General features: G+C 56.1%; 17 protein-coding genes. 3 read left to right on the top strand and 14 right to left on the bottom strand.

Features of this window, described 5'->3' with window-relative positions:
* Positions 1-27: 27 nt before the first annotated feature.
* The 12 genes from recD to rppH all read right to left on the bottom strand — a co-directional run bounded on the left by recD (position 28) and on the right by rppH (position 18,390).
* Positions 28-1,848 (bottom strand): exodeoxyribonuclease V subunit alpha, encoded by a 1,821-nt coding sequence (gene recD / locus BFV65_RS16925; protein ID WP_046618689.1) that lies wholly within the window; start codon positions 1,846-1,848, stop codon positions 28-30.
* Positions 1,845-5,387 (bottom strand): exodeoxyribonuclease V subunit beta, encoded by a 3,543-nt coding sequence (gene recB / locus BFV65_RS16930; RefSeq protein WP_069596914.1) that lies wholly within the window; start codon positions 5,385-5,387, stop codon positions 1,845-1,847. Before recB ends, recD begins: the two co-directional genes overlap by 4 nt.
* Positions 5,384-8,266, bottom strand: a complete 2,883-nt coding sequence (ptrA, locus tag BFV65_RS16935; RefSeq protein ID WP_032626031.1) for a pitrilysin — start codon at positions 8,264-8,266, stop codon at positions 5,384-5,386. The genes recB and ptrA overlap by 4 nt, the downstream gene beginning before the upstream one ends.
* Before the next feature lie 139 nt (positions 8,267-8,405).
* A complete protein-coding gene (gene recC, locus BFV65_RS16940; protein WP_069596915.1) occupies positions 8,406-11,780 on the bottom strand; it encodes an exodeoxyribonuclease V subunit gamma in 3,375 nt (1,124 codons plus the stop codon).
* Between the two features lie 12 nt (positions 11,781-11,792).
* Positions 11,793-12,116, bottom strand: coding sequence for a prepilin-type N-terminal cleavage/methylation domain-containing protein (locus BFV65_RS16945; protein WP_023298509.1), 324 nt, complete (start codon positions 12,114-12,116; stop codon positions 11,793-11,795).
* Entirely contained in the window at positions 12,101-12,499 is a 399-nt protein-coding gene (locus BFV65_RS16950) for a DUF2509 family protein (protein WP_032626037.1), read from the bottom strand. The genes BFV65_RS16945 and BFV65_RS16950 overlap by 16 nt, the downstream gene beginning before the upstream one ends.
* Entirely contained in the window at positions 12,496-13,056 is a 561-nt protein-coding gene (locus BFV65_RS16955; protein WP_063152107.1) for a prepilin peptidase-dependent protein, read from the bottom strand. Before BFV65_RS16955 ends, BFV65_RS16950 begins: the two co-directional genes overlap by 4 nt.
* A complete protein-coding gene (locus tag BFV65_RS16960) occupies positions 13,047-13,511 on the bottom strand; it encodes a prepilin peptidase-dependent protein (protein WP_045308825.1) in 465 nt (154 codons plus the stop codon). The genes BFV65_RS16955 and BFV65_RS16960 overlap by 10 nt, the downstream gene beginning before the upstream one ends.
* A gap of 184 nt (positions 13,512-13,695) precedes the next feature.
* Positions 13,696-14,490 (bottom strand): thymidylate synthase, encoded by a 795-nt coding sequence (gene thyA, locus BFV65_RS16965; RefSeq protein WP_006811817.1) that lies wholly within the window; start codon positions 14,488-14,490, stop codon positions 13,696-13,698.
* Positions 14,491-14,496: 6 nt separating this feature from the next.
* Positions 14,497-15,372, bottom strand: a complete 876-nt coding sequence (lgt, locus tag BFV65_RS16970; RefSeq protein ID WP_069596916.1) for a prolipoprotein diacylglyceryl transferase — start codon at positions 15,370-15,372, stop codon at positions 14,497-14,499.
* Positions 15,373-15,600: 228 nt separating this feature from the next.
* Positions 15,601-17,847, bottom strand: coding sequence for a phosphoenolpyruvate--protein phosphotransferase (gene ptsP / locus BFV65_RS16975; protein WP_023306854.1), 2,247 nt, complete (start codon positions 17,845-17,847; stop codon positions 15,601-15,603).
* Between the two features lie 12 nt (positions 17,848-17,859).
* A complete protein-coding gene (gene rppH, locus BFV65_RS16980; protein ID WP_032622373.1) occupies positions 17,860-18,390 on the bottom strand; it encodes an RNA pyrophosphohydrolase in 531 nt (176 codons plus the stop codon).
* Positions 18,391-19,074: 684 nt separating this feature from the next.
* Between rppH and mutH the strand changes: the two genes are divergently transcribed.
* The 3 genes from mutH (at position 19,075) to BFV65_RS16995 (ending at position 21,287) form a co-directional block, all read left to right on the top strand.
* The gene (gene mutH, locus BFV65_RS16985; protein WP_069596917.1) at positions 19,075-19,767 is read left to right on the top strand and encodes a DNA mismatch repair endonuclease MutH; all 693 of its coding nucleotides are present in this window, start codon (positions 19,075-19,077) and stop codon (positions 19,765-19,767) included.
* Positions 19,768-19,895: 128 nt separating this feature from the next.
* On the top strand, positions 19,896-20,114 hold the full coding sequence (locus BFV65_RS16990; protein WP_003862794.1) for a YgdI/YgdR family lipoprotein: 219 nt from the start codon (positions 19,896-19,898) through the stop codon (positions 20,112-20,114).
* Between the two features lie 132 nt (positions 20,115-20,246).
* Entirely contained in the window at positions 20,247-21,287 is a 1,041-nt protein-coding gene (locus tag BFV65_RS16995; RefSeq protein ID WP_015571754.1) for an NADP(H)-dependent aldo-keto reductase, read from the top strand.
* 93 nt (positions 21,288-21,380) lie between these two features.
* Here BFV65_RS16995 and lplT read toward each other — a convergent pair whose 3' ends face one another.
* Both lplT and aas read right to left on the bottom strand, forming a co-directional pair.
* A complete protein-coding gene (gene lplT / locus BFV65_RS17000) occupies positions 21,381-22,574 on the bottom strand; it encodes a lysophospholipid transporter LplT (protein ID WP_022649240.1) in 1,194 nt (397 codons plus the stop codon).
* On the bottom strand, positions 22,567-24,726 hold the full coding sequence (aas, locus tag BFV65_RS17005) for a bifunctional acyl-ACP--phospholipid O-acyltransferase/long-chain-fatty-acid--ACP ligase (RefSeq protein WP_045620843.1): 2,160 nt from the start codon (positions 24,724-24,726) through the stop codon (positions 22,567-22,569). Before aas ends, lplT begins: the two co-directional genes overlap by 8 nt.
* Between the last annotated feature and the right edge of the window lie 232 nt (positions 24,727-24,958).

Below are 24,958 nucleotides of genomic sequence, written 5' to 3' on the forward strand. Positions count from 1 at the left end.
CCCTCTCCTGTCGGAGAGGGTGATTACTCAGACAGATTCAAAAATCGCGCTTAATCCGCTTCTGCGCTCGGTGCGAGTGGCAATCGCCTGACCCAGCACGCGTTCATCCGCATACAGCGACAGACGCTGGCGCGCACGGGTAACGGCGGTGTAGACCAACTCACGGGTTACGACCGGCGAAAGCTGTGTCGGCAGGATCAGCGCCGCATGGTTGAACTCTGAGCCCTGAGACTTGTGTACCGTCATCGCCCATGCCGTTTCATGCTCTGGCAGACGGCTGGGCTGGACGGACTTCACGCTGCCGTCCGGTAGCTGGAACCAGACGCGCAAACCGTTACCGCGATCGAGCGCAATACCGATATCCCCGTTGAACAGCCCCAGCGTACTGTCGTTGCGGGAGATCATCACTGGCCGGCCTTCATACCATCGCGAATGCTGCTGACGGTTAATTTTGCGTTTCTGCACCAGCAGCTGCTCCAGCCTGTCGTTCAGGCCCGCAACGCCGAACGGCCCTTCCCGCAATGCGCACAGAAGCTGGTATTCGCCAAATGCGGCAATGACCTGCCCGGGCTGACTGCGCTGCTGCACGCAGCTCAGAAAACGCTGGTATCCCTGGAGAGCCTCCTCAAGCATAGCCTGATACTCTTCCCCGCTTTGCAGCGATTTCTTTTCAATGTCAGTGAAAGAGCCGTCAAACACCGTGCGCGTGGCATGCCGATCGCCACGGTTGACCGCCGCAGCCAGCTGGCCGATGCCGGAGTTGCTACCGAAACGGTAGCTTTTTTGCAGCAGACACAGGCTGTCACGCAGTGCGCCTGCGACCGGCGAGTGATCGGGTTCAAGCGAGCAGCCGGTCAGGCGGGCAAGCTCCTGCGCCCGCGCGGCGGTATAACCGTAGCTGGCGTAGGTACAGATATCCCCCAGTACCGCCCCGGCTTCCACGGAGGCGAGCTGGTCGCGATCGCCCAGGAAAACCACGCGCGCATGCGGCGGCAGAGCATCGATCAGGCGCGACATCATGGTCAGGTCAATCATGGAGGCTTCATCCACCACCAGCACGTCCAGATGCAGCGGATTACCCGCATGGTAGCGCAGCCGCTGGCTACCCGGCTGCGCGCCGAGCAGACGGTGCAGGGTACTCGCTTCACCCGGGAAAAGCGCAAGCTGCTCCTGAGTGAGCGGCAGCTGTTGCATCGCACCGCCCAGTGATTCGGTCAGTCGCGCCGCTGCTTTCCCGGTGGGCGCCGCCAGACGAATACGACATCGCTGCTCGCCTGATAGCTGGATCAGGGCTGCCAGCAGCTTTGCGACGGTCGTGGTTTTCCCGGTCCCCGGGCCACCTGAAATCACCGAAATCCGCCGCGTCAGGGCGACGGCCGCCGCCACTTTCTGCCAGTCTGTAGGCTCACCGGAGTCAAACAGCCTGTCCAGTGTCTGGCGAAGCTGCGCTTCGTCGCAGGGAAGCGGCGCGTTGGTCTCACTAAAGAAACGCGCTACCGTCAGTTCGTTTCGCCACAGACGGTTCAGATATAAGCGCTCCCCCGTCAGGATCAGCGGCGCCTGGTTTTCTCCCGGCCCGACGGCCGACGATTCGCGCAAAATTTTCTGCCAGTCCACCCTCTCCCCCAGCAGCGCAAAGCAGGACTGGAGGACAGGCGGCATTTTCTCGTCAACAACCAGACGCGAGAGCGGCAGACACACATGCCCCTCTCCGGCGTCTTTACTCAATAGGGCAGCGGCAAGCATCACGGCGGGCTGGTCAGCGGCAATCATCATGGCAAACTGCACATCCAGCTGACGCAGCACGCGTTGCTCTACCGCTTCCAGCAATAAGTCCTGCATCGTCATGCCATCTCCTCCGTGTTTGCTGCAAACAGGTTATCCATTTTATTAATCAATTCCGCATCCGGACGGGTGCTGAAGATCCCGGAGCGCGGATCGGCAGCGTCGACCCCGCGCAAGAAGAGGTAGATGACGCCACCAAAATGATCGTCGTAGCGGTAATCCGCAATACGGTGGCGCAAATAGCGGTGCAGCGCTAGCGTGTAGAGCTGATATTGCAGATCGTAGCGATGCATTTGCATGGCTGCCGCCATCGCCTGCTGGGTATAGGCTTCGCTGTTCTCGCCCAGCCAGTTCGATTTGTAATCCAGCAGGTAGTACCGTCCTTCGTGACGGAAGACCAGGTCGATAAAGCCTTTCAGCATGCCCTGCACCTGACGGAAGTTCAGCGGCGGGCAACCGGCTGAGAGCGGATCGTACTGACGGATAAGCGCATCGAGCGCGTCGGCCTTAAGCGGGCCTGCGACAGGCAGATAAAACTCCATCTCAACCTGTTTATTTCTGGCCGTTAGCTGACGAAGAGCGAAGCCCTGCTCAGTCAGCGGCGCCTGCAAAATGGCGTTGATCCAGTCAGTGAGAACGGGCTGCCAGTGCGCGTCATAGCCCCCGCTCTGTAACATCTTCAGCACCCACTCCTCACTGACAGGCTGAGTAAAATCAAGCTCTTCAAAGAGGCTGTGCAAAAAGGTGCCCGGCGACGCGCCGCGTGGGAACTGATGCGGAGTTAACGTCGGTTCAACCGGAATATCACCCACCCCTGCGGCATCCACGTCCAGCTTCGGCATGAGATCCAGCGCAATACTTTGCCCATGCTGTTGCAGGCCAGAATAGCTGGTGACGCGCCAGTCGTCGGCAAGCACCCGCGTGATCTGGCGCGCATTAAGATCGGTCGCGGGCTCTTGCGCCATTTGCCAGCGGCTATTGTCTGGCAGAGACGGGATATGCAGCGCGATATCGTCACCGCAGAGCGACTCAATGCAGAGGCGCAACCCCGCCGCATCTTTCGGCTCGCCACGCTGAATAAGCCGCCCTAACGCGCTTAAATGGAAATCGCTTTCCCCTGTTTTCTCCCCGCGACGGCGGAAAACCGGGGCGACGCCCAGGCTGCAATGCCAGACAGAACGGGTCAGCGCCACGTAAAGCAGGCGCAAATCCTCCGCCAGACGCTCCGCTTCTGCCAGTTCAACGCTGGTCTCCGCCTTGCTGAGATCGAGCACCGCATCGAAAGTCTCGCGGTCATGGTAAAAGGCCTGATCCTGAACCCGGTAGTTCGCGATGAAAGGCAGCCAGACCAGCGGATATTCGAGACCTTTGGATTTGTGAATGGTGACGATTTGCACCAGATGCTTATCGCTCTCAAGACGCATCTGCTGGCTTGAAGAGTTACTGTTTGGATCCGCGATTTGCTGCGCCAGCCAACGCACAAGGGCATGTTCACTTTCAAGCTGGGTACCCGCTTCCTGTAACAGTTCGCTGATGTGTAAAATATCGGTCAGACGCCTTTCACCGCCGGATGTCGCCAGCATATTTTCGGCAATCTGACGCCGTGTCATCAGCTCGCGCAGCATCGCCATAACGCCGCGCTTTTGCCAGCGTTCACGGTAATGGACAAACTCTTCTACCACCGCATCCCATGCGTTTTCGTCATGGTTGAGTTCATCAATATCCCGTGCGTTCAACCCCAGCATAGAACTGGCCAGCGCGCTTCGAAGCGTATTTTCGCGCTCCGGCGCCAGCACCGCCTGAAGCAACCAGAGCATTTCCTGGGCTTCCAGCGTGTCGAACACGCTGTCGCGGTTAGAGAGATACACTGACGGAATATCCAGCAACGTTAGCGCATCGCGGATTAACGCCGCTTCCTGACGACTGCGCACCAGCACGGTAATATCAGAGGCCTTTACAGGATATGCCTGTTCCCCCTTCCACAGTAGTGCCTCGCCGCGCGCGCCTGCGCTTAGCCAGTCACGGATTTGCGCGGCGCAGTGCTGGGCCATCGCCGCCTGATAATCGGCAACGCCATAGCCTTCCCCCTCAAGCAGCCAGAAGGTCATGGCGGGTTGTACCGCCCCGCTGACTTCGAAGCGCAGGGATGCGTTTTTTGGGGCGGATTTCACCGGCAGGAAAGGGATTTCATTGAACATAAACGCCGTCTCCATACGGCTGAACAGCGCATTGACGCTCTCAACCATCCCCGGAGCGGAGCGCCAGTTGGTATCTAACGTGTAATGCGCGACCACCTCACTACGGGCTTTCATATAGGTGAAGATATCTGCCCCACGGAAGGCGTAAATGGCCTGTTTAGGGTCGCCTATCAGCAGCAGGGCAGTGTCGGGCTGCTGTCGCCAGATGCGACGAAAAATGCGGTACTGCTGGGGGTCGGTGTCCTGAAATTCGTCAATCATCGCCACCGGAAAACGGGTACGGATCGCGCTGGCGAGCGCTTCACCATTCTCGCTGGACAGCGCCTCGTCCAGGCGGCTCAGCATGTCATCAAACCCCAGCTCGCCCCGGCGACGTTTTTCGCGCGCGACGGCCTGGCGGATCTCGGTCATGGCGCGGGTGATCATCAGGTCATTGAGCGTTAATGGCTCCGCAAGCAGCGCTTCAATCGCCACAAACAGGGGATGCTCAGGCACAATACCGTCGGCTTTGGTTCGCTCGGTCAAAAAGCGCTGCGAAAATTTTTCCAGTGCGTCCGGAAGCTTGTAACCCCGCGTCTCCTCCTGGGCCCAGGCGCTGATCTTTTCGATCCACTTCCCCTGGTTCCCACGGTTGAACTTGCGTCTGTCGATGCCTGAGTTTTCGATGATTGCATCAATTTCACCAACCGACTCATTCCACTTCTGCTTAAGCGCGGTAATTTTGGCGACGATCTTTTCATGGCGCGAGGCCAGCGTTTCATCGGCAGGCGGAGGAGATTTAATGACCGGCGCTTCGCCTTGCAGGTAACGGTCGATGGCGCGAAGAAGCTCTTCCGGACCTTTCCACAGGGCGTGAACCGCTTCAGCAATGTCGCGCTGCAACGGATAACAGTGACGACGCCAGAAATCCGCACAGGCCTGATAGCGAAGCTCGGATTCATCTTCAATAAGCTGCTGCTCAAAGAGCATGCCGGATTCAAACGCATTCAGGCTCAGCATGCGCTGACAAAAACCGTGAATGGTGAAGACGGACGCTTCATCCATTTGCCGTTCGGCCAGCAGCAGCCATTGCGCAGCCTGTTGCTTATCCGCAATCTCGTCCAGCAGGCTCGCGTAGAGGGGGTTATCCGTCGTCTGACGCAGACAGGCGATGCGCAGCTCATGAATGTTGCTGCGAATACGGCCACGCAGCTCGGCAGTGGCCGCTTCGGTGAAAGTTACCACCAGCAGCTCTTCCACGCTTAACGGGCGCGAAAAAGCGGCGTTGCCGCCGAGCCCCAACAGCAGACGCAGATAGAGCGCGGCGATGGTATAGGTTTTTCCCGTTCCCGCTGAGGCTTCAATCAGTCGCTCACCCTGTAGAGGTAAACTTAGGGGATCAAGCGGCTCAGCGGTATGGGTCATTCTTTCTTACTCCAGGGCATAGTTTGTTGCAGCGCGCTGACGCTCTTCCAGACGGTCCACTCTTTTGATTTTACGTAGTCCGTTTTCCCGTTCTGGCTGCCAGAAACCTGAGACAGGATGGCCATACCCTGCGGTTTAACTACCGCCTGATGGAAGAAATCGGCAACTTTTTGTGGCGTCAGCTGTTTTATTTCGGCCACTATTTTATCACGCGAATCAAATTTCATATTACCGCGATCAAAATCTTTGCTCAGCTGCGAGGCCTCTTCACCCAGCGTCTGCGGCGGTTGCATCACCTGGGCGATAACCGCCTGCTGGATCTGGGCAAACTCTTCCGGCTTCATGGCGCGCAGTTTTGCTTCCGCCTGCGGGAAGAATGCCTGATAACGTTGCCACAGGTAAGCGGGTTGTTTGTCGCTGCTTTGCAGAAGGAAGCCCAACCCCCACTGACGGCCCACATTCATCGAGAAAGCGAATACCGCATAACCCAGCTGCTCTTCGGTGCGCAGCTGGTTGTAAAACCACGGCTGAATAATTTGACCGAGCACCGCACTCTGGGCAGAGCTGGTAAATTCGTCATATCCGACAGGGACAAACACCGCGGCCAGCGCGGAATCCGTGCTGCTTCCCGCTTTTTCGAAGATCGCATTCTGCTTTTTCTCTACCAGCACATCCTGGTTACGGCACCACTCATCGCCTTTTGAACCCAGTTGCGCACGCACGTTTTGTGCCAGCGTTTTAGCCTGATCTTCGCTCATGTTCCCTACAACCAGGAACTCCGGACGAGTATTGGTTTTCAGCGAATCACGGTAAGCCAGCACCTCTTTTAAGGTGACTGAGGGCAATAACGCGCGGCGATCTTCGCGCTGGAAATAAGGAATTTGGGACAACATCTGTGCTGGCATAATCGCCTGATCGTAGGCTTTACCCTTCTCGGCAGAATCCATCATCTGGGCATACCAGGACTTAGCCTGCTCGAGCTGTTCTTCCGTAGGCGTATAGCTGAAATAACCGTCCAGCAGCGCCTGGAACAGCTGCGGCAAACGCTGGGTATAGCCGTTGGCATTCACCATCAGGCCGTTATTGGCATTGGTGGAGAAACTGATACCGCCAACGGCAGCCTGGTTGCTGAGCTGATCGAGGGCAATACCGGCCAGATAATCGTTAAGCGCAAACAGCACCTGGTTTCTGGCGCTGTCCATTGCTTTAGGATTACGCAGCACTACGCTGACATCCGCTTTTGGCTCGTCGCCGAAATAGCGGCTTGGGGTGTAGACCACGCGCAGCGTCGGCTCATCAACAATCAGCTCCGGATGCGGATAGGCCTTTGCAGGTTTGATCAGCGAGAAATCGTCCGGGATGTAGGGGTTAAGCTCCGGTAACTTCAGCGCAATTTCCCCCGCCTTTTTCTGCCAGCCCGCGAAGGTCTGTTCGCTGATTTTTTCAACCTGATACGGGGCATCAACGAAGTAGGCCATTTTGTTATGCGGTTCGTTCGGGCTGATATACCAGACGCGGGCATTCTGCGGAGTCATCATCGCCAGACGCGCTTTGAGCGCCCCGGCGTCATACTGATCGGCAATATTTACCGCATCCAGCGTATGTTCCACCGGCACGCGGATCATGGTATCTGCCAGCCACTCGACGTAGTCCATATCACGCGTAATAGAGGGATAGCGGAAATCGAGATCCAGCACGTGCGCCAGCTCGTCGAAGTAGCGTTTATCGACGCCTTTGTCGCGCAGCAGAGAGAGATAACTGAAAATGGCCGCAACGACGTCGTCACGGTGAGCCAGCCCTTTATCGGTCAGCGTCGCGGAGATGGCCAGCACGCCGCTATTCCCGTTTACGACGGGATCGGAGTCAGCGCGAATACCTTCCACCAGCCCCTGCTTTTGCAGCCAGTCGGAGAGCGTACCCGGGCTGCGGTTACCGATAAGATAAGTCACCAGCTCGTCGGTTTTGCTGCGGAACTGCGCCGTGTTGTTATCAATACGGAATTCAACGCGTAACACCTTGCGCGGCAAGGCCGGCACATAGTGAATAACAATGCCTTTTTGCGCGTCCGTGACAACCGGCACGTTAATCTGCGGCAGATCGATATTTTTATTTGGCACCCTGCCATAGGTCTGCGCAGCCATGTTTGCCAGCGTCGGCAACGGTTTATTGCTGTAAATAACCGCTTTCATCAGATTGGCGGAATAGTATTTTTCACGAAACGCATGCAGCGCATCGAGCACCGGGCTACCCGGCTTGTCGCTCAGCGTTTCAAGGTTGCCGCCTGAGAAGCGCGAACCCGGGTGCGCCGGATTGATGGTTTCAGCGCTAACCTGCGCCATGCGCATACCGTCTCGCGTGCGCGCCATCGTCAGTTCGGCGTTTACGGCGTTGCGTTCCCGGTCAGCATATTTTTTATCCAGCAGCGGTGCGGCGATGGCATCCGCCAGACGGTCCACCGCCCCGTCAAGCGCATCATTTTCCACTTCCAGGTAAAACGCGGTACGATACGGCGCAGTGCTGGCGTTGTGGCTGCCACCATGCATTTTCAGAAATTCGGACAGGCTGTCAGGCTGTGGGTATTTTTTAGACCCCATCAGCGTCATGTGCTCAAGGTAGTGCGCCAGTCCCGGATGGTCATCAGGATCTTCCAGCGATCCGACCGGCACAACCAGTGCGGAGAGCGATTTAACCGCCTGAGGATCGGAAACCAGCAGCACGGTCATCCCGTTATCAAGACGAATCGCCTGATACTGACGGGTGTCCTTATCGCTCTTACGGATTGTTTCCTGGACAGGTTGCCAACCGGAATCGGCCTGAGTGACGGGAGCCCAAAGGGCGATAAACAAAACAAACGCTTTGAACAAGGTGCTGCCTGGCATTACGACCTCTTTATCACGGCTACATCATTAACAACGTGCGTGCTGGACACGCCAGCATCTCTTTCTTTGGGTACATCAGTCCGTGATAAGAGGTGCATCATAAATGAACACCCCGTGCTGTGCAATTTTTATACAGCACTCAGGACTGCTTAAATTTGAACAACGGTAACAGGTAGCGTTGCGCCTCTTCCGTGATAATGTCGAAATATTCTGGCTCCAGCGTTCGCCATAAACGTTGATACCAGACATCGTCGCCCTCGCCACGTACCATCATGTTCCCTTCGTAGGCCTGCAAAAACTTGCTGCGCGCTTTCTGGAGCGAAGCCTCATCCGTTAACATGGCATCATTCTGCGCGTCGTAACAGGCTTTTATCCATGCCCCCCCACTTTCAGGCAGCAAAAGCAGAGGCTTGTTCATGCCCTGACGATAACCTTCAATATAAAGCGACAGATACGTCAACGCCTGCTCAGGCTCCATCGGCGGGAAGCGCCACTCGCCGTCCTTACGTACAAACAACCGGCTTTCGCCTTCGTGACCGCTCGCACTGTAGACAAGATGTTCGAGCCAGAGTTGCAGGCCATGAGAAACGCTGATCATAGATGGGCGCCAGCGTAGCAGCCCGTCAGACTGCACGTGCGTGAGCCAGCCGCTGAGGTGCATACCGTTACAATCGAGATCAATTTCAATGCTGCTCGCCGGTTGCCGACACGCGATAACCCGGTCAGCAAGCGCTTGCATCTCCTCACACTGGGCATCCCAGACGATTTCGCCGAACGCACCATACGGCAGTAATCCCGACGCCCTGTAACGTCGGAACAGTTTACTGGCGTCTTCTTCGTCAACCAGCGCATTCAAAAGCTGGGAATTAAGCTTAAAACGCTCCAGTCCATCAAGAATAAACGGTTCCGCATCAGGGATTTCGCTCTCTTCCGAGCGGAAGTTCACCTGCAAGCGTTGCTGGAAAAAAGCCCGAACCGGATGGGCCCAAAAGCGCTGCAGCTGCTCAAACGTAAGGGTGTCTATGGCGCGCGGTTCGAGCGCCTGAATGAAATCGGTTTGCGGTGTGCCCGCGTTCTTCGCAGCGGGAAGCCACTCGCGGGCGTAGCTTTGCAGTTCATCAGGAACGTAATTGACAGGATCAAACGGCATACGGCTATGGTGACAGGTAATATGCGCTTTCACCCGACGTTCGCTTTCGTCGCAGTTACAGGCCTCATCGCCCGGCAGATAGTGACTCTGCCCGATGTAGTCCACCAGCTCCTGCACCAGCACGGACGGGAAACGCTCGCTGTTGTCCTGAATTGAACGGCCGATATAGCTGATATAAAGCCTGCTTTGCGCAGACATCAGCGCCTCAAGGAAGAGATAACGGTCATCATCGCGGCGGCTGCGGTCGCCCCGCTTCGGCTGTGCGCTCATGAGATCAAAGCCCAGGGGTGGCAGCGCACGTGGATAAATACCGTCGTTCATGCCAAGCAGACAGACTACTTTGAACGGGATTGAACGCATCGGCATCAGGGTGCAGATATTCACCGGCCCAGCAAGGAAGCGCTGGCTGATGCGCTCCTGATCGAGACGTTGCGTCAGCTCATCACGCAGAAGCGAAAGGGGAACCGCCTCGTGATAGTGCGAATTAACCCCCTCATCAACGATGGCCTGCCACTGCTTCTCGATAAGCGCCATGGCGGCTTCCGTTTCGCTGTCCGGCAGGAAGAAGTCATTCAGCATTTCGCGGCAAATCGGCAGCCACTCTTCGAGTGGACGGGGCTGCATCAATGCACGGCGCCAGCGGTTGAGCTGCATCAGCAGCGAGGCTAAGTGACCAACCAGTTCCGCAATTAACCCACTGGACTCATCGTACGGCAGCACGTCATTCCATTCGCCGTGGATGCTCTCCATCGCATACCCCAGCAGCATACGCGTCAGGCCAAACTGCCAGGTATGCTGGCCAGTCGCAGGCAGCTCAAACTCCTGGACGTTATCATCGTCGATTCCCCAGCGGACGCCGGATTCGTTGACCCACTGGCGCAGGTAGCGCAAGCCCTCTTCGTTAATGCTGAAGCGTGCGGCCAGAACAGGCACATCCAGTAATGCCAGCACATCCTCAGAGATAAACCGGCTATCAGGCAGCGAAAGCAGGCTGATAAAGGCCTGTAGCGCCGGGTGTGACTGACGAGCACGGCGGTCAGAGATCGCGTAGGGAAGATAGCGGTCGCCCGTTGCGCTGCCAAATACAGCCTGAATAAACGGGCTGTAGCTGTCGATATCCGCCACCATCACCACGATTTCGCGGGGTGTCAGGGTTGGGTCGTCCTGCAACATGGCCAACAGGCGGTCATGAAGAATTTCAACTTCACGCTGTGGGCTGTGGCAAACGTGGATCGCGATACTGCGATCGTCAGGATCCAGTTTTCGCTTCTTATCGCTTCGCGCAAACTCCTCGGCAGTGATCCCGGCCACGGCACGGTTTTCTAAATCCAGAATATCAAGCTGAATATTGTGCAGCAGGCTGTCCGGCGTAATATCCGCAAACGCGTCCACGTCCCCCTCTCCCGAGGAGGTGATATCTGAAAGCAGATAAATATAGTCGCGCCCCAGCTTGCCCCACGAGGCAAGTAGCGGGTTCGGCAGGTTCTGAATCCCCTCTTCATCGAAAAGCTGCGCCGCGTTTTCACTGTCTTTAAACAGCGGCACGGCGCGTTCCTCAAAGAGGCGTTTACGCTGGCGGGTGACCAGCCGTGAAAGCCAGCGCGGATCCTGAATATCTCCCCAATAGTGCCGACATGGGTTGGTAAAGAGGATATGGATATCAATGTGCTTACCGAGCGCTTTTAGCGCGTTCAGGTAGACAGGCGGCAGCGCGGAGATACCGCAAATGAACACGCGTGACGGCAAACGGGCTGGCCGTTCTGCAGTGTTCTCGAGTGTTGAGATAAAGCGATCGTACAAGTTAGCACGGTGCCATTTAGGCTGACCGAGCTGCCCGGTATGCTCGACCAGCGCTTTCCAGAGCGGCGCCTGCCAGATTTGCGCTTCCGGTAACCCATCGACTAATTCTCCCGCTTCCCAGCGAATCAGCCATTCTGCGCGGTAAACCAGATACTGGTCATAGAGGTCAGCAGTGCGTGAGGCCAGCTGAAAAAGTTTGCGCTTGTCGGTGTCGTCATTCAGATAGTGGCGCAGCATGGCGAACTCATCATGCGCCAGCATGTCCGGCAGCAGCGTCATCAGTTTCCAGGCCATGCTTTGTTTGTTGAAGGCACTCTGCTCAGGAATATCCGGCAGGACGCGTACAAACATCTCCCAGATAAAGCTCGCGGGCAGCGGAAAATCGATATTCGCCGCAATGCCAAACTTCTGCGAAAGGGACATTTGTAGCCACTGCGCCATACCGGTGCTCTGCACCAGCACCATTTCTGGCTCAAATGGATCGTCAAGACGCTCTTGCTCAACGATATACTCCATCAGTGCTTCCAGCACATCCAGACGATTTGAGTGGTAAACCCTTAGCATAAACGCTCCCGACTAGCGGCTAACCGGGCAATGCAGACGCGTCAACGCGCCCTGCCGCCCCAGAGGAGAAATAAGTGTGACCGTGATGCTGACACATCCGGACTGTGTTGTCTGCCCCCGACTGACCTGCCAGCCCGGCGGGAGCGTTAATGTTGAGATCTGCGACTGATTCCACGCATGATGCCATAGCTGACGATACTGGCTAAGCGCCGCATACCGGGCTGCCAGCGCGCGATGATATCCGGATAACGCCGTCACAACTACAACCAGCAACATCATTGCCAGCAAAACCTCAACCATGCTAAATCCTTTTTGTCTGCTCAGGGTAACTGACATAGCGCACTTTCCTTAAGGGGGCAGAAGTCGCTCCAGCCGTGGGCAGAAAAGCGTATTTGTCCTTCCGCGATATCCCCGCCTCGCCATAGCAACAGATCGTCATTTCCGGCAATAAGCAAAACACGCTCCTCAAACAGCCTTACACAGACCCGCAGACCTTGTGTCTGCTTGCACTGAACCTCTGGCTGTAAAGCCCAGTCCTGAACGCGTCCCCACTCCAGTGCAGATTGCAAGGCAGCCTGCTGGCGAACAGACAAACTCTCGCCATTCACCAACGTACTAAAGGTTTGCAACTGCTGGTTTAATCCGGTGAGGATCAGCGTGCCGAGCACCAGCAATAGCAAGACCAGCGCCAGCGATGACATGCCCCGCTGACGATTCACAGATTAAACCCCGTTACGGTGTGGCGAGCCGAAAAGGGTGCAGTCAGTTCACCTTTGCGGCGGGCACGCAGCTCGACATTGATTACCGGTGCAAAACCAGCACGATCGGTTTTAGTGACCATAAACTGCTCTATCAGGACCCGATCTGGGTCGGTGAGCTTATCCCATCCCTTACCTTCACAGGATGTCGCGCCCCGCAGCGTTTCGAGCGTTCCGGCTTCAAGCCGAAATCCCGTGCTGTCATTTTCTGACGCGGTGCTATCCCACTGGCCGTTGCTGTTTGCATCCCACTGCACAATTGCACATCGCCCTTGCCTGCCGATAATTAACCCTTGCCCCTGACAATGCCCTGCACAGTATCCTGCTCGCTGGAGCTGTTTACCCATCGCAAGCAGGCGTTGCCACACCTCATCTTCCAGCTCCCGTTGCCCGGATTGCAGTAAAACACCCCGCTGTAGCCCCGGTAAAAAACGTGACGTGCTGAGTAACAGAATACTGCTTATCGTCATCGCAATCAGGACCTCCAGCAGGGAGAACCCTTTTTGTTTTACTGGCATGCACCTTCTCCTGCGGCATCACACAGCCTGATACGTCCGCCATTTGAGACAATAACCCACCACGCACCGGCGCGGCTCTGCACGCGAATATGTCCGGCCCATGCGGTATCCCTTAAGCCGTAAAATCCCAGCGCAGGCGTTACGTCGCTCAGCGTGACCTCCGGCCATAACGGTTTCATCACGAACGGGCCGCCGCTGTCGCAGCCCGGGACCACAGCGCTGACAAGGCAGGCCTGATTCCCGTCAGCGTGAAGCGCGATCCTGTGCTCGCTGTTGTGACGATTTGCGTCGTTTCGCAAGAACGCCAGGTAATCCCGCACCTGACAGGCTGTCTGCCAGAGCCGCTGCCGCTGTTGCCAGCTGTCCCAGCCATAAAGACCCGTCGCGCTGAGGATCACAACCAGCGAGATGGCGAAAAGGGTTTCGATAAGCGTAAAGCCATGTTCGTTTTTCATGGCGGAAGTGTGGCGGAATGGCAGAAAAGGCGCGAGCGTTAAACCAGAACATTACGAGCCGCTTTCCGGAGATTTTCACCCGTTGCAACGCGTTACATCGTCTCTGGAAACAGGCTCGAAGAACAAAACGAGCGCGAAAAAAAACCGGCGCTAAAGAGCACCGGTTGTGTCAGGATTCGCCGTATCAGATGGCGACAGGGGCTTTGATGCCAGGATGCGGGTCGTAGCCTTCAATCTCGAAGTCATCAAAACGGTAATCGAAGATCGAGTCCGGTTTGCGTTTGATCACAAGCTTCGGCAATGCACGCGGTTCGCGCGTCAGCTGGAGATGCGTCTGTTCCATATGATTGCTGTAGAGGTGGGTATCACCGCCCGTCCAGACAAAATCGCCCACTTCAAGATCGCACTGCTGCGCCATCATGTGCACTAACAGCGCGTAGCTGGCGATGTTAAACGGCAGGCCGAGGAACACGTCGCAGGAGCGTTGATACAGCTGGCAGGAGAGTTTGCCGTCCGCCACGTAGAACTGGAAAAACGCGTGGCAAGGCGCCAGCGCCATTTTATCCAGTTCACCCACGTTCCAGGCAGAAACAATGATACGGCGCGAGTCCGGGTCATTTTTCAGCTGGTTCATGACGGTCGTGATCTGGTCGATATGGCGGCCGTCCGGGGTAGGCCACGCGCGCCATTGCTTGCCGTAAACCGGCCCCAGGTCGCCGTTCTCATCTGCCCACTCGTCCCAGATGGAGACATTGTTTTCATGGAGATAAGCAACGTTGGTATCGCCTTGCAGGAACCAGAGCAGTTCATGAATGATCGAGCGCAGATGGCAGCGCTTCGTCGTCACCAGAGGGAAGCCTTCTTGCAGATTGAAGCGCATCTGGTGGCCAAAAATGGAGAGCGTACCGGTGCCGGTGCGGTCGTTTTTCGGCGTGCCCTCGTCGAGCACTTTTTTCATCAATTCAAGATACTGTTTCATGATTCCTCAGGAAAGTTGTTGCTGTGGACGACGACGATACGCCCAAATCATCATAATGGCACCCGCGACAATCATCGGAATGGAGAGGATCTGCCCCATGCTGATGTACTGTACCCACTCGCCGGTAAACTGTGCATCCGGCTGGCGGAAGAACTCGACGATGATACGAAACGCGCCGTAGCCAATCAGGAACAGACCAGAGACTGCCCCCATTGGGCGCGGTTTGCGGATATACAGATTCAGGATGATAAACAGCACCACACCTTCCAGCGCCAGCTCATAAAGCTGAGACATATGACGCGGCAGAACGCCGTAGGTATCGAAAATGGACTGCCACTCAGGATGCGAAGGCAGCAGCGCGATATCCTCTGCGCGGGAGCCCGGGAACAGCATGGTAAACGGCACGCTCGGATCGACACGCCCCCAGAGTTCACCGTTGATGAAGTTGCCCAGACGCCCTGCACCCAGCCCAAACGGGATTAATGGCGCAATAAAATCAGCCACCTGGAAGAAGTTACGTTTGGTGCGTTTGGCGAAGATCACCATCACGAGGATCACACCAATCAGTCCGCCGTGGAAGGACATGCCGCCGTCCCAGACGCGGAACAGATAGAGCGGGTCGTTCAGGAATACCGGGAAGTTGTAGAACAGGACATAGCCGATGCGCCCGCCCAGGAATACGCCAAGAAAGCCAGCATAAAGCAGGTTTTCCACTTCGTTCTTCGTCCAGCCGCTGCCCGGACGACTGGCGCGACGACCAGCAAGCCATATGGCAAAGACGAAGCCCACCAGGTACATCAGTCCGTACCAGTGAAGCGCTACAGGTCCTATTGAGAAAATAACCGGATCGAATTCCGGAAAATGCAGATAACCACTGTTCATCTGTCACCACAAGATGTTGTTATTCCGCTGAAAGTGGACAGCGGCTGAATTGCATTCCCGCCGTTGGCAGGTGCTCCAAAGTTGCGAATCATAGCATAAGGCAGGCGCGGAGGATGCGCCTGAGATGTAAAAGATGTGTATAGGGTTTTATGCGCGCTGTTCCCCCTCACCCCATTCCTCTTCCTCAAGGGAGAGGGGGTCGTCCGAGCAGTCATTATTTTGTGGGGATCAGCGGCCGCCGCGGATCAAACCGCCCATGCCGCGTCGCTCCATAAACGCCGCCACCTGATGGCGCACTTCGGCTGCCAGCTGTGCTTCCAGGCTACGCGCGGCCAGCTCATGCGCCTCATCTTGTTCGATGTGACGTAACAGGTATTTCACGCGCGCAACGGAACGTCCGTTCATTGACAGGTGACGGAAACCGAGGCCAATCAGGATCGCCACGCACATCGGATCGCCGGCCATTTCACCGCACAGGCGCAGGTCGATATTATGCTGCTCGGCTTCGCGGGCGATCATCGCCAGGGCACGAAGCATCGCCGGATGCAGGCTGTCGTAGATACTGGCCACGCGGGTATTGTTGCGATCGACCGCCAGAATGTATTGCGTTAAGTCGTTGGTGCCAACGGAGATAAAATCAACGCGGGTTGCCAGCTGCGGTAACATAAAGACCATCGAAGGCACTTCCAGCATCACGCCAATACGGGGTTTAGGGATCGCGTAGCCGATCATCTCTTCCACTTCGCGCCCTGCACGTTCAATCAACCGCCGCGCTTCGTCGATCTCGTCAATACTGGTGACCATCGGCAGCAAAATGCTGAGATTCCCCGTGGCCGCGTTGGCACGCAGCATCGCACGAACCTGGATAAGGAAAATTTCCGGCTGATCGAGGGTAATGCGGATCCCACGCCAGCCGAGGCAGGGATTCTCTTCACTGATGGGCATATAGGGCAGTTGCTTATCCGCGCCGACGTCGAGGGTGCGCAACGTGACGGGTTTGTCGTTAAACATCTGCAACATGCCCTGATACTGCGCAACCTGCTCCTCTTCTGACGGGAAGCCGCTTTGCAGCATGAACGGTATTTCGGTGCGGTAGAGACCAATGCCATCGATGCGGCTGCCGAGCTTCTCTTCATGCTCGGGGCTTAATCCCGCGTTGAGCATCACCTTCACCCGCTCACCGCTCTTGAGCTGCGCGGGCAGGTTGACGTCATCTTCCGCCAGCTTGCTTAATTCATTCTCTTCGCTGATAAGACGCTGGTACTCCTGAAGGAGAACCGGCTCAGGATCCACCAGCAACTCACCGCGATATCCGTCCACCACCAGCGTGCGGCGATGCAGTACGGAGGGCTGAATATCCGCCCCCATCACGGTCGGAATACCGAGCGCACGCACCATAATGGCGGCATGAGAGTTAGCTGCGCCATCGCGCACCACCACGCCCGCCAGCCTGTCCTGCGGTAATTCCGCCAGCGTCGTCGCCGAGAGTTCATCGGCCACCAGCACAAACCGGTTCGGCCAGGCATTCGCCCCCTGAATAGTATCATCGAGGTGGAACAGCAGACGTTGCCCAAGCGCGCGTAAATCGCCGGCGCGCTCTTTCAGATAGCCGTCAGTCAGTACCGCAAACTGCTCGGCAAATTTTTCAATGACCTTTTTAACCGCCCACTCTGCCACCGACCCCTTATCGACCTCGGCAAATAACTCACGACGCAAACGCGCATCGGAAAGCAGGTGTGAGTAGAGATCGAAAATGGCCGCCGTCTCTTTTTGCGCGCCAGCGGCAAAGCGTTTGCTGTAGCGACGAAACTCATTCGCCGCCTCTTCCAGCGCAGCGGTGAGCCGTTCGCGCTCAAGCGCTTCATCCAGCGTCGAGGCTTCGTAGACCTGCTCCATCAGCGGGAGCGTGGCATCCATCCAGCCTTCGGCAATAGCGACCCCCGGCGAGGCCGGAAGCGCGCGAATACGCGTATGACGATACTGACCAAAAAGGGCTGTCAGTTGGGACTGAGAGAGGATCGCCGCCATCTGCGTTGCCAGCGTGACGAGGAAGGACTCCTCGCTCTCATCGTACTGGCGCAGCTCGCGCTGCTGAACAACAAGCACGCCAAGCAGCTGGCGGCGCTGAATAATCGGTACGCCAAGAAACGCGCGGAAACGCTCTTCTTTGACGGAAGGGATATATTTGAAGCTGGGGTGTTTTTGCGCATCGGCAAGGTTGATTGGCTCCGCCAGTCGCCCGACCAGGCCAACAATACCTTCATCAAACGCGAGCGTGACGGTACGTCCCCGTGGTTTTTTTAATCCGCGGGTTGCCATAAGGTAGTAGCAACGTCGGTCATGGTCGGCCAGGTAGACCGAACAGACCTCGGTTTCCATCGCAAGACAGATGTCCGTCACCAGAATATTCAGCGCCTCGTTGAGGCGAGGCGCACTGGCGACCTTTTCAACTATTTCTCGCAAGCGGGTGAGCATGATTTGCGTAGCTTAACCTCTTTTACGTCGCCAGGCAGGTGCGCTCTGTGGCTTCGGAGTCGTCTCCTGAAGCTGCATCACGACACTTGCGAACTCTTTCATCACCCTACGGTATACATCGCGCTTGAATGACACGACCTGACGAACCGGATACCAGTAGCTTACCCAGCGCCAGCCATCAAACTCTGGCGTGCTGCTGGTTTGCATATTGATATCTGAATCGTTGCCCACCAACTGCAAAAGAAACCACTTCTGTTTCTGGCCGATACAAACCGGCTTTGTGTCCCAACGCACCAAACGTTTCGGTAACTTGTAACGCAACCAGTTGCGGGTCGAAGCCAGGATGCGAACATCTTTTCGGCTTAAACCAACCTCTTCAAACAGCTCCCGGTACATCGCTTGTTCTGGGGACTCTCCAGGATTGATCCCGCCTTGCGGGAACTGCCAGGAGTGCTGACCATATCGCCGGGCCCACATCACCTGGCCCTGACGATTACAAATTACTATTCCTACGTTTGGGCGGTAGCCATCGTCATCAATCACCGGACTACCCCAAACTAAATCTGATATATGAATGATTGTTTCACACTACAGGGAGGCGGTAAACCACTCTCTTACAGGCCTGCAACCTAATAACATTTGAATAACTCACAATTTTGTGAGGAGTTATAAACAGATGAGGGCGACTGAGACCATTTTTATTCACCTTTTCTGTGGATATAGTTGTGAAGAAGTATGGAATTACCGATGAACAACCTTGTGGCCCGGCGAATCGGCAATTTTCATCACTTAAAATAAATTATTTAAATTCATCTAGTTAAACGTAAATTTAGGGTATCAAAGGCGATTAACGTGACGATCGTCACATCAAAGATCTTCCTGGTGATGAAAGATCGAACAGCGTCGGTTTTATCCACAGATTGTGCCAATAAGTTAGGCACAATTTGTGTGAAAATTCGATTTTCATCGCACGTCAAGGCTGTAAATTGAAACAGTAGTGGCGGTTATTCGCAGTTATCCCATTTTTCTGTGGATAACATGGTGTAAGATCCTGTTTATTGTCAGTGACCAGAATTGCACAACCTGTTTTTTAGCCATGGCGCGACGGGATACATTCCTAAAAAACATAATATAAATCATCCACATGGAATATGAACTCAGAAAAAAGTAAACTCTATCCACAAGGGATAAAATATCAGTTCATTTTTTAACCAAAAGGTTGTCAGCATGCATTCTCTCGCCCCACTGCTCTCTCCTCCCGTCAGTGAAGCCCAGTTGCTCCAGCAGGCACAACGTCTGGCAGGCTATGCACTGGGCGAGCTGGCCGTGATGGCGGGGTTGACGATACCCAACGATCTGAAGCGCGATAAAGGCTGGATCGGCGTGTTGCTTGAACGTTGGCTGGGCGCAAGCGCGGGCAGTAAACCCGAGCAAGATTTTGCGGCGCTGGGGGTGGAACTGAAGACGATCCCCATTGATAGCCTGGGGCAGCCACTGGAAACTACCTTTGTCTGCGTTGCGCCGCTAACGGGTAATAGCGGAGTGACATGGGAAACCAGCCACGTCAGGCATAAGCTGAAGCGGGTGTTGTGGGTACCCGTTGAGGGTGACAGGCAGATCCCGCTGGCAGAGCGTCGCGTTGGCGCCCCGCTGCTCTGGAGCCCGGATGAAGAAGAAGAGAGACAGCTTTCCCAGGACTGGGAAGAGCTGATGGACATGATTGTGCTGGGACAGGTTGAGCAGATCACCGCCCGGCATGGCGAAGTGCTGCAACTCCGTCCCAAAGCCGCCAACAGCAAAGCGCTCACTGAAGCGGTAGGTGCACAGGGCGAACCGATCCTGACGCTGCCGCGCGGCTTCTATCTTAAAAAGAATTTCACCGGTGCACTGCTGGCACGACACTTCCTGTTGAAAACATAGTTTTTTACCAATTTTGCGCTCCGGCTAACATAATCTCCTCCTTTTTAAGATTTCCCCCCTTTCACCTGTCGTAATATCAGGTTATTACTACACTATGATTTGATACGAGCCAGGTGAGGATAAGAACGATGAAAAAATGGGCAGTAATTATCTCAGCAGTCGGTTTAGCGTTTGCGGTATCGGGTTGTAGCAGCGACTATGTCATGTCAACGAAAGATGGTCGTATGATCCTGACCGATGGCAAACCCGAAGTCGACGACGATACCGGTCTGGTGAGTTACCGCGATCGCGAAGGCAATCAAATGCAAATTAATCGCGACGAAGTCTCCCAGATCATCGAGCGTTAAACAGATAAAGGTCAGTAGCTTGCTGGCCTTTTTGATTTTTTCCTTCCCCTTTTGCCTTCCCTCTGCCATGTTTATATTCCTTTGTCGGGAGGTTCCTGACGCGGTCTGTATGTCTAAAAAAGGAAACCGGCTATGCATTATCACCGTATCCCCCATAGCGCTCTGGAGATCAGCCAGCTGGGGTTAGGCACCATGACATTTGGTGAACAAAACAGCGAAGCCGATGCCCATGCACAACTCGATTACGCCGTCAGCCAGGGCATTAACCTGATTGACGTGGCGGAGATGTACCCAGTTCCTCCCCGCCCGGAAACTCAAGGTCTTACCGAAACGTATGTCGGCAACTGGCTGGCGAAACGCGGCAATCGCGAAAAGCTGGTCATCGCTTCTAAGGTTAGCGGCCCTTCCCGTAATAACGATGCCGGGATCCGCCCTAACCAGATCCTCGATCGCAAGAATATCCGTGCTGCGCTGGATGCCAGCCTCAAGCGCCTGCAAACCGACTATCTCGATCTTTATCAGGTGCACTGGCCGCAGCGTCCGACGAACTGCTTCGGTAAGCTTGGCTACACCTGGAACGAGAGTGCTCCGGCCGTCACCCTGCTGGAAACACTGGAGGCGCTTACGGAATGCCAGCGCGCGGGTAAGATCCGCTACATCGGCGTTTCCAACGAGACGGCGTTTGGCGTAATGCGCTATCTGCATCTGGCTGATAAACACGACCTGCCGCGGATCGTGACCATCCAGAATCCGTACAGCCTGCTGAACCGCAGTTATGAAGTGGGTCTCGCGGAAGTGACGCAGTACGAAGAGGTGGAGCTGCTCGCCTACTCTTGCCTGGGCTTCGGAACCCTGACGGGCAAATACCTGAACGGCGCGAAACCGGCTGGCGCGCGTAACACGCTTTTCAGCCGCTTCACCCGCTATAGCGGCGAGCAGACGCAAAAAGCCGTGGCGGCCTATGTGGATATCGCGAAGCGTCACGGACTCGATCCGGCGCAGATGGCGCTGGCCTTCGTGCGTCGTCAGCCGTTTGTGGCGAGTACCCTGCTCGGCGCAACGACGATGGATCAGTTGAAAACCAATATTGAGAGTTTCCATCTGAACCTGAGTGAAGAGGTATTAGCGGAGATTGAAGCGGTGCATCAGGTTTATACCTACCCGGCACCGTAATAAAAGCAAAACGGCAACGTGCGTTGCCGTTTTTAGGGTTTTCACCCTCTCCCCGTGGGAGAGGGCCGGGGTGAGGGCATCAGGCCGCACAATTCAACGACGACGCTGCCAGACCCACAGCCCGGTAATCGCCAGCGCAAACAGTGCGCCAAACCCCACCCCGATTGCCACAACCGGCGCACCTGCTTTTACCGCCAGCGAGTAAATCCCCAGCATCAGCAGCATCGCCATGTTTTCGCCAAGGTTTTGCACCGCAATGGCGTTGCCAGCCCCGACGGTCTGCTTGCCGCGCTCCTGCAAAAGCGCGTTGAGCGGCACCACAAAGAAACCGCCTAATACGCCGATCAGTAACAACAGGGCATAGGCTGGCAATATGGCATGTTGCAGGGAGAAGAACAGAACGCCGACGCCGATCAGGATCCCTGCAGGCATGCAGCGCGCAACGGTTTCAAGCGTTACCAGTTTGGCCGCAGCCCCGGCCCCGACCACAATCCCGACGGCGACCATGGCATTCAGGTAGGTCGGCGTGGCGTTGTCTGTTATGCCCAGCGCCACCGGCACCCACAGCACCAGCAGGAAACGCAGCGTAACGCCGGCCCCCCAGAACATGCTGGTGCCCATCAGCGAGAAGCGTGTTTCACCGTTACGCCACAGTACGCGGCAGGCGTTGAAGAAGCTGCCGGTCATTGGCCCGAAGCGCCAGGATTGTCCCGGACGCGCCACGGCCAGTTTGGGGATAAACAGGTTGGCGATCACCGCGCCACCGTACATCAGGGCACAGATGCCAAGCGCGGCGAGTACATGCCAGTCTGCCAGCACGCCGCCCGCCACCGAACCCAGCAGAATCGCCGCAATGGTGGAGGACTCCATCAGGCCGTTGGCCTTCACCAGCTTATCGCCGGTGGTGAGCTCACCCAGAATGCCGTACTTCGCCGGGGAGTAAGCTGCCGCGCCAATGCCTACCAGCGTGTAGCCAACAAACGGGTTGATACCAAAGCAGATGCTTGCCGCGCCCAGAAGCTTAAGACTGTTGGCAAACATCATGACCCGACCTTTGGGGAAGCTGTCCGCCACCTGGCCAACAAACGGCGCAAATACAATGTAAGCACCCACAAACACCATCTGTAGGATCGGCTGGCTCCAGTCGGGATAAAACTCAGCTTTCAGCAACGCCAGCGTAGCAAACAGCAACGCGTTATCGCCGAACGCGGAAAGAAACTGGGCGGCGATAACCGCCATCATGCCTTTCGACCAGATTGAAGTGTTAGTGTGTACTGACTCACGCATTATGCTGTTCCGCCTCTTCAACCATGCCCTTCAGGGTCACAAAATCGGGTTTACCGCTGCCCAGCACCGGTAACTGTTTGAGGTAACGAATATCGCGGGGGACCGCCAGCTCGGGGATACCATGTTCGCGCGCATACCTGAGAAGCGCATCACGCTTCAGTTCACCGTCAGTAGTAAAGAGCACCAGCGCCTCACCTTTACTGGCATCACTTTTCACCACGGTCGCATGCATTTTCTCCGCCGAGACTGCGGTCGCCAGCGTCTCGACCATTTCAAGAGAGACCATTTCCCCGGCGATCTTGGCGAAGCGTTTTGCACGTCCCTGGATCTGCACGAAGCCCTGATTGTCGAAGCGCACGATATCGCCCGTGTCGTACCAGCCCGTTTCAACCTCGCCATTGACGTTCTCGGCCGTCGGCGCCTCAAGCACGCCCGGGTTTTCCACACGCAGATAGCCGTTCATGACGTTCGGCCCTTTCAGCTGAAGACGTCCGCCGTCTTCAATACCCGGTACCGCCAGCAGACGCGCGTCCAGCCCCGGCAGAATGCGGCCAACCGTTCCCGGTTTCGCCGCCATCGGAACGTTGATGGAGACCACCGGCGCGCACTCCGTCACGCCATAGCCTTCCAGAATCCGCAGGCCAAACTTGTCCTGCCAGATCTGGCGCGTACTGTCCTGGAGTTTTTCCGCCCCCGCCACCACGTAGCGCACGCGGAAGAAATCATACGGGTTGGCGAAGCGCGCGTAGTTTCCGAGGAAGGTGGACGTCCCAAACAGCACCGTGCAGTTACGGTCATAAACCAGCTCCGGCACAATGCGGTAGTGCAGCGGGCTTGGGTAGAGGAACACCTCGGCACCGGTCAGCAGCGGCGTAAAGAGACCCACGGTCAAACCAAATGAGTGGAACAGCGGCAGCGCCGACATAAAGCGATCGTTGGCGGTAAAGTCAGCGATGGTTTTAATCTGTTCGACGTTTGCCAGAATGCTTTTGTGGCTATGAACCACACCTTTCGGGTTGCCTTCAGAGCCGGAGGTAAAGAGGATAATGGCATCATCCTCCGGCTGCTGCTTAACCTGCGCCAGACGCGGCATCAGCAGGTGCGCGAAAATCCACAGCTTGTCGGCGGTCGTGACGTCTGCTTTCAGATCTTCCAGGAACACCCAGCGCACCTGCGTCAGCTGTTCCGGCAGGTGCCACAGCTTGCCTTTGTCCAGGAACTGGCGGGAGGTAAAGATGGTGTTGATTTGTGCTGCAGTAATCGCGCTGGAGAGCCCTTTCACGCCCGCCGTGTAGTTCATCATCGCCGGAATGCGGCCCCGGGAGACGGCACCAAAGATCACCGCCGCGCTGATACCCGCGTTTGGCAGCATCAGGCCGATCTTTTCGCCCTGTTTGCTGTACTTTTCCAGGATACGCCCGACAAACAGCGTTTTGGTCAACAGCTTACGGTAGGTATCCGGCGTAAAGTTGATGTCTTCGATGCAGTTTTTCTTCGCACCGTAGCGATACTGCGCCGACAGCAACGATTCATACAGCGTTTCGCGCGGGCGTACGGCCATGCGCGCTTCCATCATAATCTGGTGCAGCATTTCCCCGGCGATTTTACGGCGGTCACGCGCGCGCGGCGCCTCGGGCATCGGCAGTGACGTCGGCGGTAATATATGCAGCGTAATTTTCGGGAACAGACGCTGCTTCACCAGCCCTTTCAGACGGCTGAAAAAGGTCAGCTCAGCCCCGTCGATGCGTAGCGGCACGACGGTGGCCTGAGACTTCGCCGCGACAAAACCGGCGCCGTCGTAAATTTTCATCAGGGAGCCCGTCACTGAAATCCGCCCTTCCGGGAAGATAACCACCGGACGCCCCTGCCCAATCAGACGCACCAGATGTTTAATCATCATCGGTTTGGTAGGGTCGAGCGGGACAAAATCAATCAGCGGCCTGAGCCAGCGCATGTACCATTTTTCACTGATGGAGCTGTACACCGCAAAGACGGGCCGCACGGGCAAAAACAGCGCCAGCAATACGCCATCAAGAAAAGAGACGTGATTCGGTGTGATAAGAACACGCTCGCTATAGAGTGCCTGCGTATCGCCAGTCACGCGAATGCGAAACAGGACACGAAACAGTGTGCGGAAGAACCCAAAAAGCATTTCAACTCCCTTTGCCAGCCAGTGTGAAAGGTATAAATGGTGGCAGATTACACGAGAAGTAGTGAGGGAGCGATAGCAAAAACAGAGGCGAAAAAAAACCTGCGCATCCGCGCAGGTTGGTGCAAGTGAAGAGTACGAAAACGTACCAGGAATTCTCACCAATCAATACCTCTGGGATCTTGATTGTGGCCTCCGGCGACAGGCTTCGCCAGCAGGAAAACGCAAGGGAATG

The sequence above is a fragment of the Enterobacter hormaechei subsp. hoffmannii genome (genome assembly GCF_001729745.1).
Classification (GTDB): Bacteria; Pseudomonadota; Gammaproteobacteria; order Enterobacterales; family Enterobacteriaceae; genus Enterobacter; species Enterobacter intestinihominis.

Excerpts from the sequence above, each read along its gene's own strand:
- recD (WP_046618689.1), bottom strand. The coding sequence starts at position 1,848 with ATGACGATGCAGGACTTATTGCTGGAAGCGGTAGAGCAACGCGTGCTG.
- recB (WP_069596914.1), bottom strand. The coding sequence starts at position 5,387 with ATGACCCATACCGCTGAGCCGCTTGATCCCCTAAGTTTACCTCTACAG.
- ptrA (WP_032626031.1), bottom strand. The coding sequence starts at position 8,266 with ATGCCAGGCAGCACCTTGTTCAAAGCGTTTGTTTTGTTTATCGCCCTT.
- recC (WP_069596915.1), bottom strand. The coding sequence starts at position 11,780 with ATGCTAAGGGTTTACCACTCAAATCGTCTGGATGTGCTGGAAGCACTG.
- BFV65_RS16945 (WP_023298509.1), bottom strand. The coding sequence starts at position 12,116 with ATGTCAGTTACCCTGAGCAGACAAAAAGGATTTAGCATGGTTGAGGTT.
- BFV65_RS16955 (WP_063152107.1), bottom strand. The coding sequence starts at position 13,056 with ATGCCAGTAAAACAAAAAGGGTTCTCCCTGCTGGAGGTCCTGATTGCG.
- BFV65_RS16960 (WP_045308825.1), bottom strand. The coding sequence starts at position 13,511 with ATGAAAAACGAACATGGCTTTACGCTTATCGAAACCCTTTTCGCCATC.
- thyA (WP_006811817.1), bottom strand. The coding sequence starts at position 14,490 with ATGAAACAGTATCTTGAATTGATGAAAAAAGTGCTCGACGAGGGCACG.
- lgt (WP_069596916.1), bottom strand. The coding sequence starts at position 15,372 with ATGAACAGTGGTTATCTGCATTTTCCGGAATTCGATCCGGTTATTTTC.
- ptsP (WP_023306854.1), bottom strand. The coding sequence starts at position 17,847 with ATGCTCACCCGCTTGCGAGAAATAGTTGAAAAGGTCGCCAGTGCGCCT.
- mutH (WP_069596917.1), top strand. The coding sequence starts at position 19,075 with ATGCATTCTCTCGCCCCACTGCTCTCTCCTCCCGTCAGTGAAGCCCAG.
- BFV65_RS16990 (WP_003862794.1), top strand. The coding sequence starts at position 19,896 with ATGAAAAAATGGGCAGTAATTATCTCAGCAGTCGGTTTAGCGTTTGCG.
- BFV65_RS16995 (WP_015571754.1), top strand. The coding sequence starts at position 20,247 with ATGCATTATCACCGTATCCCCCATAGCGCTCTGGAGATCAGCCAGCTG.
- lplT (WP_022649240.1), bottom strand. The coding sequence starts at position 22,574 with ATGCGTGAGTCAGTACACACTAACACTTCAATCTGGTCGAAAGGCATG.
- aas (WP_045620843.1), bottom strand. The coding sequence starts at position 24,726 with ATGCTTTTTGGGTTCTTCCGCACACTGTTTCGTGTCCTGTTTCGCATT.